The 12706-nt window shown below is 62.2% G+C and carries 10 protein-coding genes; 5 read left to right on the forward strand and 5 right to left on the reverse strand.

Annotated features, from left to right (window positions below; translation table 11 throughout):
* Positions 1-69 precede the first annotated feature (69 nt).
* Positions 70-774, reverse strand: coding sequence for a Crp/Fnr family transcriptional regulator (locus tag VDP79_RS10610; RefSeq protein ID WP_323018170.1), 705 nt, complete (start codon positions 772-774; stop codon positions 70-72).
* Positions 775-987: 213 nt separating this feature from the next.
* Here VDP79_RS10610 and ppc point away from each other — a divergent pair, with 213 nt between their 5' ends.
* A complete protein-coding gene (gene ppc, locus VDP79_RS10615) occupies positions 988-3837 on the forward strand; it encodes a phosphoenolpyruvate carboxylase (protein ID WP_323018171.1) in 2850 nt (949 codons plus the stop codon).
* Position 3838: 1 nt separating this feature from the next.
* On the opposite strand, the gene VDP79_RS10620 is transcribed toward ppc, so the two are convergent.
* From VDP79_RS10620 to VDP79_RS10635, 4 genes are all read right to left on the reverse strand, one after another.
* A complete protein-coding gene (locus VDP79_RS10620; protein WP_323018172.1) occupies positions 3839-4729 on the reverse strand; it encodes an SMP-30/gluconolactonase/LRE family protein in 891 nt (296 codons plus the stop codon).
* 15 nt (positions 4730-4744) lie between these two features.
* On the reverse strand, positions 4745-5656 hold the full coding sequence (gene kdgD / locus VDP79_RS10625) for a 5-dehydro-4-deoxyglucarate dehydratase (RefSeq protein WP_323018173.1): 912 nt from the start codon (positions 5654-5656) through the stop codon (positions 4745-4747).
* 241 nt (positions 5657-5897) lie between these two features.
* Complete coding sequence (locus VDP79_RS10630; RefSeq protein WP_323018174.1) at positions 5898-6632, reverse strand: FadR/GntR family transcriptional regulator; 735 nt, start codon at positions 6630-6632, stop codon at positions 5898-5900.
* Positions 6633-6705: 73 nt separating this feature from the next.
* Positions 6706-7980, reverse strand: a complete 1275-nt coding sequence (locus VDP79_RS10635; RefSeq protein WP_323018175.1) for an enolase C-terminal domain-like protein — start codon at positions 7978-7980, stop codon at positions 6706-6708.
* Positions 7981-8636: 656 nt separating this feature from the next.
* On the opposite strand from VDP79_RS10635, the gene VDP79_RS10640 reads away from it, so the two are divergent.
* From VDP79_RS10640 to VDP79_RS10655, 4 genes are all read left to right on the forward strand, one after another.
* Positions 8637-9809: an ABC transporter substrate-binding protein gene (locus VDP79_RS10640; protein ID WP_323018176.1), complete on the forward strand. Its 1173-nt coding sequence runs from the start codon at positions 8637-8639 to the stop codon at positions 9807-9809.
* 72 nt (positions 9810-9881) lie between these two features.
* Complete coding sequence (locus VDP79_RS10645) at positions 9882-10961, forward strand: ABC transporter ATP-binding protein (RefSeq protein WP_323018177.1); 1080 nt, start codon at positions 9882-9884, stop codon at positions 10959-10961.
* A complete protein-coding gene (locus tag VDP79_RS10650) occupies positions 10958-11833 on the forward strand; it encodes a sugar ABC transporter permease (RefSeq protein ID WP_323018178.1) in 876 nt (291 codons plus the stop codon). Before VDP79_RS10645 ends, VDP79_RS10650 begins: the two co-directional genes overlap by 4 nt.
* 5 nt (positions 11834-11838) lie before the next feature.
* Positions 11839-12705, forward strand: coding sequence for an ABC transporter permease (locus VDP79_RS10655; RefSeq protein ID WP_323018179.1), 867 nt, complete (start codon positions 11839-11841; stop codon positions 12703-12705).
* Position 12706 lies beyond the last annotated feature (1 nt).

Here is a 12706-nt window from a genome sequence, read left to right on the forward strand (position 1 = left end):
CGCAGCGAGCCGATCCGCTGCGTGCGGATATTCCCGCGCCCTACCCGCGCGATCACGCGCGGATCGTTTTTAAAAATCCCGCCGCGCCGCCTGCGCCCAGGACGCCAGTTGCTCGGGCTTGAGCAGCGCCCAATCCCGGCGAGCACCGGAAATATGCCCCTGGGCGACCCAATCCGCCAACAGACGGCTGAGCGTTTCCGGCCGCACCCCCAGATGCGTCGCCAGCTGACGCTGGGTTAATGGCAGACGCACGGTGCCCGCATGATCGCTGGGCAGGCGCAACAGATAGTCCGCCAGGCGCTGCGCTGCCGTGCTGTCGCTGTACCACTCGATGTCATTGACCCGCTGGTAGACCCGGTCGCTCAGGCGGTTCAAGAGCCGCACGGCCAGTTCCGGCCAGGCCTGCACCGCCTCTTGCAGGCCGATGCGTTTCAAGCACTGCACGATCACATCGCCGCGCGCACGCGCCTCCATGGGGTAGCGGCCATGGCTCATGAACATGGCGGTCTCCGCCAGCAGTTGACCCGGCTGGAAAATCTGAAAGACACGCTCCTGCCCGTCCTGGGTATGGCGTAGCACCTCGATGTCGCCCCCCAGGACATACAGGTATTCCACCGCATCCTGCCCTTCCCGGAACAGCACGTCTCCCGACTGCACGTGCAGGATGGCGGCATCGCGCAGCAACACCGGCGTCAGATCCTGCGGCATGCCGCGAAACAGGCTGTGCTCCAGGACCTGCACAGGAGAATCAACAGTTTTATGGGTTTTTGTCATGGCAGCTGAAACCCTTCGATGGCGATTGCCCGCGACTGAAAACAATTCGCATCCATATAGGAAAAACGCAGGGACATCATACTGCCGGCCATATAAGCACATGGCATAGCCCCTATACGGTTTTGTTCATAATGCGCTTATGATGACTGGTTGCCGGCCCGGGGGCCTCCCTGCGCCGCACGCCCTATTCACCCTCACGCCAATGGAGACCCCGTGAAGCCCGCATCCTCGAATGACGTCATTTCCCCCCTGCGACAAGACATCCGGATGCTGGGCCGAACGTTGGGGGAGGTCATCCGGGAATGTGAAGGGCGGTCCATCTATGACGTGATCGAAAAGCTGCGCCGCGCCGCCGTCAAGTTCCGCCGCGAGGGCCAGGACAGCGATGGCCGCATGCTGGAACGACAGATCCGCCGGCTGGCCGATGGCGAGGCCAACTCAGTCGCCCGCGCTTTCAGTTATTTCCTGCACCTGTCGAACATTGCCGAAGACCGCGACCAGACGCGCCGCCAGCGCCAGCAATGGCAGCTCGAAGGCCCGGCCACGCCCGGCAGCCTGCAGCATGCCATCGAACGCCTGAAATCCGGCGGCCTGTCGGGCGCCCGCATCCGCCAGCACCTGTCCCAGGCCTGTATCGTGCCGGTGCTGACCGCCCACCCGACCGAAGTCCAGCGTAAAAGCACGCTGGATCTGCATCAGGAAATCGCCCGCCATCTGCGGCAACTGGATGCGCCGCACGCCCCGCTGGAAGCCGCCCACCTGCAAGAACGGCTGACCGGCCTGATCGCCGCCCTGTGGCAGACGCGCATGCTGCGCCAAAGCAAGCTGACGGTATTGGACGAAATCGACAATGCCCTGTCCTACTACACCAGCACCTTTTTCAGCACCCTGCCCCAGCTGCACCTGGACATGGGGGCGCTGCTGCGCAAACCGCCTAAATCGGTGTTCGACGTGGACAATACGCCGCTGCCGCCCTTTGCCCACATGGGCAGCTGGATCGGCGGGGACCGCGACGGCAATCCCAACGTCAACGACGCCACGCTGGAACAGGCCTTGCTGCGCCAATGCGCCCACGCGCTGCGCTATTACCTGACCGAAGTGCACGAGCTGGGGTCCGAACTGTCGGTGTCCCAATCGCTGATGCAGGTCACGCCCGCCCTGGCCGATCTGGCCGCCAGCAGCCAGGATCCATCCACCCACCGCCAGGACGAACCCTACCGGCGGGCCTGCATCCACATCTACGCCCGCCTGGCCGCCACGGCCCAGGCGCTGACCGGACGCCGGTTGGCGCGGCGCAGCACCTACGACGCCCCGGCCTATCCGACCGCCGCCGATCTGGCCGCTGATCTGCACACCGTCGCCGAATCCCTGGATACCCACCGTGGCGCCCTGGTGGGCCGCCTGCGCCTGACTCATCTGTGCCAGGCCGTCGAGATCTTCGGCTTCCACCTGGCCACCGTCGACCTGCGGCAAAGCTCAGACGTGCACGAACGCGTGCTGGACGAACTGATGCGCCAGGCCCAGGTCACCCTGGACGGCAAAGCCGTCCACTACGCGCGACTGAACGAAGCGGACCGGATCCGGGTCCTGCGCCAGGAACTGCGCGAACCGCGCCCGCTGGTGTCCCCCTGGGTCGACTATTCGGCGGAAACGAGCAAGGAGCTCGCCATCCTGCGCATGGCCTCCGGCTGCCGGCGACGCTTCGGCGAGGCGGCCATCCGCCAGTCCATCGTCTCGCACACGGAAACCCTCAGCGATCTGCTGGAAGTCCTGGTGCTGCAACAGGAAACCGGCCTGATCGCGCCCACCGTGGGCAACACCACGCCTCAGGCAGGCCTGATGGTCGTGCCGCTGTTCGAGACCATCCCCGACCTGGAGCGTGGCGCGGACATCATGGACGCCTGGTTGTCCCTGCCGGAAGTCGCCGCCCGCGTGCGCCAGGCGCAACACGGCATCCAGGAAGTCATGCTGGGCTATTCGGACAGCAACAAGGACGGCGGCTACCTGACGTCGCACTGGTCGCTGTATCAGGCGGAACGCCGCCTGGTCGAGGTCTTTCACAAACACCGCACACGCCTGCGGCTGTTCCACGGCCGGGGCGGTTCCGTGGGCCGGGGCGGCGGCCCCAGCTACGACTCCATCGTGGCGCAGCCCCCCGGCACCGTGAACAACCAGATCCGCCTGACCGAACAGGGGGAAATCATCCAGGGCCGCTACAAGGACGCCGAGGTCGGGCGCTGGCACCTGGAACTTTTCGTCGCCGCTACGCTGGAAGCCAGCCTGGCTGGCGCGCCCGCGGCCCGCAACGAAGATCAGCACGCCACCGCCTACGGCGAGGCCATGGCCTGGATGTCGCAGACGGCACGCGAGGCATACCGCAATCTGGTCTACGAGACCGAAGGCTTCACGGACTATTTTTTCGCCTCGACGCCGATCCGCGAAATCGCCGGTTTGAATATCGGATCGCGGCCCTCGTCCCGCAAAGCCCTGCAGCGCATCGAAGACCTGCGCGCCATTCCCTGGTCATTTTCCTGGGCGCAATGCCGTCTGCCGCTGCCCGGCTGGTACGGCGTAGGCGCCGCACTGACCCGCTATCTGGAAGACGGCGGGCCGGACCACGCCCTGACGCGCGACACGCGCCTGCAACGCCTGCAGGCCATGGCCCGCGACTGGCCCTTTTTTCGCACCCTGCTGTCCAATATGGAACAGGTCTTGGCCAAGACCGACCTGGCGATCGGCCGCGCCTATGCCGAACTGTTCACGGACAAGACCCTGCGCACGCAGATCTTTGCCCGCATCGAAACGGAATATCACGCCACCGTCCAGATATTCCAGGACATCACCGGACACGGCCTGCTGGCCCACGACGCACCGCTGCAAGCCGCATTGGCCGAACGGTTCGCCTATATCGATCCCTTGAACCACCTGCAGGTGGAACTGCTGCGCCGCATGCGATCCGGCCCGGCCTCGACCCATCGCGCCAATGAACAGGAATCCCGCGACCAGCGGGCCATCCACATGACGATCAACGGGATTGCCGCAGGGCTGCGGAATTCGGGGTAGATCAGCAGGCGTACGCGGGTTCTTCGATCCCCTGCACGCCGGGGCGCAGGGCGAAGACCGCGCCGTCCAGCGCATCCGGCGCCGCGTTGTGCAAGCGGATGGACGTGACGAACAGCGTGTCCAGATTGCGGCCGCCGAAAGCGCACATGGCCGGCTTGGCAGCCGGCACACGCAAGCTGCGGTCCAGACGCCCGTCGGGGGTATAGCGGTGCACCAGCCCGGCATCGTTGCCGCAGATCCAGTAGCAGCCATCCGCATCCACGGCGGCGCCATCCGGTCGCCCGCCTGCCAGGCGCTCGATGAACAGCCGGCGCCCGCTGGGCATCCCCTCATCGGGGTCGAAATCAAACGCCCAGACGCATTGACGGCTGGGGTGGGAATCGGACAGATACAGGGTCTTGCCATCCGGGCTGAAACCCAGTCCGTTGGGCGTGATCAGATCATCCAGGATACGGTCCAGACGGGCATCGTCCCCCTGTCCTGACAGGCGGTACAAGGCCCCGGCCGGAACCCCCAGCGACGTATCCCCCACCATGGTGCCGGCCCAGAGACGGCCCTGGCGATCGCAGCGCCCGTCATTGAAGCGCATGTCCGCCCGGGCATGCCCGACCCCGGCGACCAGATCCTGCGTCAGCTGCTGATCCGCCGCGGGCGTCAGGCGATAAATGCCGTCTTCCGCCGCGCCCAACCAGCCGCCTTGTGGCAAGCGGGCGATGCAGCCCAGCTGCTGGTCCGCCCGCCAGCTGGTGTGCTGACCATCGGCAGACCGCCAGCGGTGCAACAGTCCCGCCGGGATATCCACCCAGTACAAGGCCTGTTCGCCTGCATGCCAAACAGGGCTTTCCCCCGTCTGGTCCCGCAGGTGCAGGACCAGTTCTGCTGTATCCGTCATGGTGGTTCCTGTTGGTCAGGCGGGCAGCGCTTCGATCAAGGCCCGCAGGGAGGATTCTTCCTGGGCATTCAGTTCGACCAGAGGCGCGCGGACTGGACCGGCGGAATGACCAACGATGCGCGCGCCCGCCTTGACGATACTGACAGCATAGCCGGCCTTGCGGTTGCGGATTTCCAGCAGCGGCAGAAAGAAGGTGTCCAGCAGATGGCCGATGGTGGCATCGTCACCGGCCTTGACGGCTTCGTAGAATTTCATGGCGGTGCCAGGAATGAAGTTGAATACCGCCGAGGAATACACCGGCACGCCCAGCGCGCGATAGGCCTGGGCAAAGACTTCCGCTGTCGGCAAGCCGCCCAGATAGGCGAAGCGGTCGCCCAGACGGCGGCGCACCCGAACCATGTTTTCAATATCGCCCACACCATCCTTGAAGCCGATCAGATTGGGGCACTCTTCGGCCAGCTGTTCCAGCACGGAAGCCGACAGGCGGCACTGGCCGCGGTTGTACAGCACCACACCGATCTCGACGGAATCGCAGACTTCCTTGACGTGACGTGCGATGCCGTCCTGCGGCGCTTCGGTCAGGTAGTGCGGCATCAGCAACAGGCCGGCTGCGCCCTGGCGTTGGGCTTCCTGGGCAAAGGCGATGGCATTGCGCGTGGGGCCGCCTGCGCCAGCCAGGATGGGCGTGTGGTTCTGACAGGTCTTGACAGCGGTTTCCACGACCTTGGAATAGTCGTCCAGCGTCAGGGAAAAATATTCCCCCGTGCCGCCCGCCGCAAACAGGGCGCGCGCGCCAAAGGGCATCAGCCATTCCAGGCGGGCCTGATAGCCCTTGGCATTGAAGTCCCCATTGGCATCAAAGTCGGTGACGGGAAAGGACAGCAGCCCGTCATTCATTATTTCCTTGAGTTCCTGGCACGAGATCATAAGAGTGTCCTCTGGTGGCGAGGATGCAGACAGATGCTGCCCCTCATTATTTAGTCATACGTTATCATACAACATGGAAATGAAAGGGGCAATCAAAATAGCGTCCAAGCACCTGCCGTTTACCCTTACCCTGCTTTCAGGGGCTTGCGCGCGCCACGGGCGACCGCGATGCGCCTATCTAGGTCACAGGTGTGACGACAGGACACCCAAAAGGGTTGAACCTTCTAATAATCCAGCGGATTCAGGCGGCAGACGGAGCGGATTCCTGGGCCTTGCGCAGCCGTTCGCGGCTGTTCGCCAGGTGGGTGCGCATCGCCGCCCGCGCCGCGTCCGGGTCTTTGCGCGCGATAGCGTTGTAGATGTCCTCGTGTTCTACGTGCACGCGTTCCAGATAGCGGACGCGATCATCGTCAGCCAGGGCGGCGGAATCCACCCGGGTCCGGGGAATGATCGCTTTGCCCAGCTGCTTGAGGATATCGTGGAAATAACGATTGCCGGTGGCGGTGGCGACCAGCAGATGAAAAGCCACGTCCGACACCACGGCATTGCCGGTTTTCTTATGGATGCTTTCGGCGAATTCATCCAGAGTGCCGCGCAGCTGCTGCATATGCGCATCGGTGCGCCGCAGCGCCGCCAGGCCGGCTGCCTCGGTTTCCAGACTGATGCGCAATTCCAGAATCGCCATCACATCCAGCATGGTCAGGATATTTTCCGTGCGGATACGCAGCTGCTGTTCGTTTTGCGGTTCCAGCAGAAAGGTCCCTATCCCATGCCGGGTTTCCACCAGACCGGCGGCCTGCAGCCGGGAAATGGCCTCGCGGATGACGGTGCGGCTGACCCCGAAGGATTCCATCAGCTCGGATTCCGTCGGCAGTTTCTCACCCACGTGAAACTCGCCGCTGCGAATCCGTTCGGACAGCGCCGTCACCACATTCTGGGTCAAGCTACGCGAACGCCGAACAGGAGCAGTGGCCATGATGGAGATCACATTAAGGTTAGAGAACGGTCATCATACTTCAATCACCCGAAAGGACAGGACGGGAAACCACTTAGAACCGCGGGGCCTTGCCCGACCAATCCGGCTGATACTTGCGCATCTGAGCAGCATCATTGCGCGACCGGATGCCACAACTCAGATACTGTTGATGCAGCCTCGCCAGAGCGTCCTGATCGATTTCGAGCCCCAAGCCCGGCGCATCCCCCAGGACAAAAGCGCCGTCCTGAAAATGCAGCTGCCCGCCAACGATGACTTCCTCGCTCGGGTCCAACCAGGGGTAATGCGTATCGCAGGCATAGCTGAGCAGCGGCACGCTGGCGGCGACATGCGCCATGGCCACCAGGCTGATGCCCAAATGGGAATTGGAATGCATGGACAGGCCCAGGCCAAATGTCTCGCACATCCGCGCCAGCAATTGGGTATCGCGCAAACCGCCCCAATAGTGATGATCCGACAGGATGATCTGGCATCCATGCGCCGTCGTATTGGCGCGGAACTGGGTCAGATCCGTCACCACCATATTGGTCGCCAGCGGCATGCCGGTCGCCTGATGCAGGGCGGCCATGTCCGCCAACGTAGGGCAAGGGTCCTCGTAATATTCCAGCAGACCATCCAATTGCTTGCCGACGCCGATGGCCGTATCCAAAGCCCAGTTGCCGTTGGGGTCGATACGCAACGGCATGCCGGGAAAGCGATCCGCCAGGGCCTGGATGGCGGCGACTTCTTCCTGAGGGGGCAGCACCCCCGCCTTGAGCTTGATGCTCTTGAACCCGTGACGGGCGATCATGGTCTCGGCCTGAACCACCAGCTGCGCCGGCGTCAGGGTTTCGCCCCAGGCATCGTCCGGGTAGTCTGCATCTACATGACGGGCATACTTGAAAAACAGATAGGCGCTGAACGGTACGGCATCGCGCACCCGCCCGCCCAGCAAATCCACCAGCGGCATGCCCAGGTAACGGGCCTGCAGATCCAGAAAGGCGACTTCAAAGGCCGAATAGAGCTTCTGCACGTTCTTGGCGGGGTCCGTGCCCGGCGCCAAGGTAAAGGCGGTGCTGTCGCTGACGCGGACCTGATCGACCACCTGCTGGACGCGTCGCCGCAAGCCATTCAGATCGAACGGGTCCATCCCCGCCAGCAGAGGCGCCAGCGCCTGCAACAATTCCAGTACCGGCGCATCGCCATATGTTTCCCCCAGACCGATATGCCCCGTGTCACTTTCCAATTCAATGATGGTGCGCAGAGCATAGGGTTCGTGGATGCCGGCGGCATTGAGCAGCGGCGGATCCTTGAAGGCGATCGGGGTAATCTTGGCTGACAACAGACGCATGATGGATGATCCAGGAGATGAAGAAACGTCGGAACGAAATATTTTCGATTTCTCTTTATATCATAGTTGTACGACATGATAACTGTATGTTGTCAGATCAAAATGACAGATCAGGGAATTCCCCTAAAAGCAAATCTTATGAAATAATATTCGTTATTAATCAATTATTTATAAACAAAACTCACGACAATATTCTCCCCTGATGATCCCTGCTCACCCCTCTTGATTGTCGGAATCTTGAACTTGTCATATGACGAAATATAAATATTGAGATGAGATCGGGGAACCATCGGCCATGTCCTTCAACACATCCGGCGGCTATCTCTGCGCACTGAGCCTTGCCCCCTGGAACAAGACAACTTGATTCCTAGAGAGGCTTACTTCCATCATCGATGATGTCATACAACAAAGACAGGGCGAAGAAAACAGGACCTCAGACACCATTAGGGAATGTACTAACATCACGAAATACTTCAAAAAAACCATTAATAATCATTTACTTAAAAAAATGCACAAGCAGCAGGCAGTATCCACTCCGGCATGCGCATCAAAAATTCTCTGTTCGGATTCCAATCTAAGTTATATGATGACTTATAAGGTAGGACCAACGAAGCCGACCTTTACCCTGACCGGTGGACACTCAAGGAGACAACCCCATGAAAGGCAATCAACAGACCGCGCGACAGGTGCGATTCCACGCACTGGCGGGCGCCCTGGCATTGGCATGCTCAGCCGTTTCGGTACACGCCGCCCCCGTCGCGCTGAACATTGTGGACGTAGCCGGTAATCTGGCCGTCACCCAAAAGGCGCTGGAAGCCTTCCGCGATCAGAATCCGGATCTGGTGTCCAGCATGACCTTCACCAATGCCCCGGCGCCGCAGATTCCCGGCAAGATCAAGGCCATGCAGAAGGCCAACCGTGCAGACATCGACCTGGTGCTGACCGGCACCGACGCGCTGGCGGCCGGCATCGAACAGGACCTGTGGGTCAAGCTGTTGCCTGACCACCAGGACAAATTCAAGGACATCCTGAACCAATATCACCGCAACGCCGCCCGCATGCAGGAATTGGCCAAGGGCTACGGCCTGGAAGTCAGCTTCATGCAATCCGGCCCGCTGCTGGAATACAACCCGGAAAAGGTCAAGAACCCGCCCAAGACCCCCGCCGAGCTGCTGGACTGGTGCAAGGCCAATCCGGGCCAGTTCCTGTACGCCCGCCCCGCCAATTCCGGCCCGGGCCGTACTTTCCTGATGGGCCTGCCCTATCTGCTGGGCGACAAAGACCCCTATGACCCGATCAATGGGTGGGACAACACCTGGAAATTCCTGAAGGAACTGAACGAGTGCGTGCCTTACTACCCGGGCGGCACCTCGGCCATCATGAAGGAACTGGGCCAGGGCAGCCGCACCATGACGGCAACCGTGACGGGCTGGGACATCAACCCGCGCGCCCTAGGCATCGTGCCGGCGGACTTCAAGATCCAGGCCTTTGACAACTTTACCTGGGTCAATGATGCGCACTACATGGTCATCCCCAAGGGCGTGTCTGCGGAAAAACAGGAAGTCCTGTTCAAGCTGATGGACTTCATGATGCAGCCCAAGCAGCAGGCCATGACCTACGACGCCGGCTATTTCTATCCCGGCCCCGCCATTCGCGATGTACCGCTGTCGGCCGCCCCGAAGGAAAGCCAGGAAGTCATCGAGAAATATGGCCGTCCCGAATACGCGGAATTGACGGCTCGCCGCCCCAGCGCCGTGCCGCTGGACGCCAAGGCCATGGTGGAAGCCTTCCACAAATGGGATACCGACATCGGTGCCCTGAAGAAGTAATCACTGCCTGATGATCACCCGCCCGCCTGCCCTACGGGGCGCGGGCGGCCTGTATCTCCCTGGATTTTCAATATGAATGAATCTTTCCAACAGCTGCGTCTAGACGGCGTCGGGCGGCAGTACCCCACCGCATCGGGTTCCACCGTCGCCGCCCTGAAGGATCTCAGCCTGGATATCCAGCGTGGCGAATTCATCGCCCTGCTGGGCCCCTCCGGCTGTGGCAAATCGACTGCTCTGAACTGCCTGGCAGGTCTGGCCGAACTCAGTTCCGGCAGCATCTGGCTGGATGACACCCGCATCGACGTCCTGCCCCCCGAGCGGCGCGGCTTCGGCATGGTGTTCCAGAACTACGCGCTCTTTCCACATATGACGGTCCGCGACAACGTCGGCTTCGGCCTGCGCATGCGCGGCACCCCCAAACAAGAGATCGCCCGGCGGGTCAAATCCGCGCTGTCCCTGGTGCAGCTGGAAGGCCACGAAGCCAAGCTGCCCGGCCAGCTGTCCGGCGGCCAGCAGCAGCGCGTGGCGATTGCCCGCGCCATCGTCATCGAGCCGCCCGTCATCCTGATGGACGAACCGCTATCCAATCTGGACGCGAAACTGCGCGTTGAAATGCGGGCGGAAATCCGCCGCATCCATCGCCAGCTGGAACGCGCCACCATCTACGTGACGCACGATCAGGACGAGGCGCTGTCCATGGCCGACCGCATCGTCGTCATGCGCGCCGGCAGCGTCCAACAGGTCGGCACCCCGCGCGAAGTCTACGGTCAGCCCCGCAACCTGCACGTGGCCCGCTTCATGGGATACCGCAATGTCCTGGCATTCCAGGTCGCGCGCCTGGAGGCCGACCAGATCACCGTCAGCCAGCAGCATGTTCAGCTGCACGGCACGGCCCTGTCCGTGCCGACCGGCGCCCAGACCGTGGCCGTCGCCATGCGGCCCGATGATTTCGAGGTCGCCGCCGCGCACCAGACCAACTGCATCGACGCCACCATTCGGCACATCGAGTTCGGCGGCCGCAGTTCCCTGCTGATCGTCACCAGCAGCATCGGTGAACTGTTCGTCCGCCTGAACGGCGATTTCCAGCCTGGCGACCAGGTGCGCCTGCACATCCCGGCTGATCGCGTCCTGGCCTATGCGGAGGCCATATGAGCGCTGCCGATCTCGCCATGGCGCCCAGGGGCGATCACCGAGCTTGGCTGGTCGCTCCGGCTACCGTGGTGCTGCTGGCTTTGTTCGCCTATCCTTTTCTCTATGGGGTGGTGATTTCCTTCCAGCCCATGGCAGGCGACAGCATCTGGGCCAACTACATCCATTTCTTCACAACATCGACGGAATGGGGCACCCTCTGGACGACCTTCAAGCTGGCTGCGCCGGCGACCCTGATCAATATCGGGATGGCGGTGCCGGTCGCGTTCTCTCTGCGCCGCAATAGCCGCAAGCAGCGTATCGTCACGACGATTCTGGTCATCCCCATCACACTGGGCACGGTGCTGATCGCCGACGGCATGCTGACGTTCTACAGCCCGGTGGGCTGGTTCTCGCAATTCGTCCATGGCCTGCACCTGTATTCCGAGGAAGTCCGCCTGACCCACAACTACTGGGGCGTGCTGATCTCTCTGGTGATTTCCGATTTCCCGTTCGTCTTTCTGCTGACCCTGTCCTACATTTCGGGCATCGACCCCACGCTGGCCAAAGCCGCCGGCACCCTGGGCGCGAACGCCTGGCAGCAGTTCCGCCTGATCTACCTGCCGCTGCTGATGCCAGGGCTGAGCATGGCGGCTGCCCTGTCCTTTGTACAGACCTTTGCCGTGTTCCCATCCGCCATTCTGCTCGGCGCGCCCGCCGGCCCGACGCGGGTGATCTCCATCGCCGCTTACGAGGCGGCCTTTGAACAATACGACTACGGCATGGCCTCGGCCATCGCCATCGTCATGGGGTTTGCGCAGTTGTTGATTGTCTGCGCGATCTTCGCATTCCGGCAGGCCTTTTATACCGGCCCGGCCACCAGCGGCAAAGGGTGACACAAATGCAATCCATTACGCACAAGACTCCCGAAAACGGCCGGCGCTGGGGCTGGCTCTGGCGCGCCACGGTCTGGACGGTCATGGGATTTTTCCTGCTGAACGTGGTCTTCATGATTCTGACCGTCATGGTCAATTCCGTGGCGACCCGCTGGTTCGGCACCCTGCTGCCGGAAGGCATGACCTTGGGCTGGTACGGCCGCGCCTGGGATGAATTCCAGTTGGCCCACATCCTGATCGTCACACTACAGGTTGTGGCATCGGTGGTGATCCTGGCGATCCTGCTGGGAGTCCCGGCGGCCTATGCGCTGGCGCGCGCCAAATTTCCCGGCAAGAAACTGGTGATGCTGCTGATCATCATCCCCATGCTGGTGCCGCCCGTGACCTACGGGATTCCCATGGCCACGGCCATGTATCAGATCGGCGTGGGCGGCACCTTGGCCGGCGTCATCCTGTCGAACCTGGTGCCCGCCCTGCCCTTCGTCATCCTGGTCATGACGCCTTTCATCGAACAGATCGACCCCGGCCTGGAATCGGCCGCCCGCATTTTCGGCGCCAATACCTTCCAGTATTTCCGCCATGTGCTGGCCCCCTTGCTGGTACCGGGCATGCTGGCGGCGGGGCTGTTGGTGCTGGTGCGCACCATCAGCCTGTTCGAGCTGACCTTCTTTACTGCCGGGCCGGATTCCCAGACCCTGGTGGTGGCGCTGTACTACGCCGTGTTCTCGACCGGGGTGCGGGCGCCACAGGCCATTGATGCCATGGCCATGATCTATATGGCCATCACCATGGTCTGGGTGCTGATCGCACTGCGCTTCGTCAGCCCGACCCAGCTGGTCAGCCGGGTCAAGGAAGCCCCGCGTGAGTCCTGAT

The sequence above is a fragment of the Castellaniella sp. genome, from assembly GCF_034675905.1.
GTDB lineage: Bacteria > Pseudomonadota > Gammaproteobacteria > Burkholderiales > Burkholderiaceae_B > Castellaniella.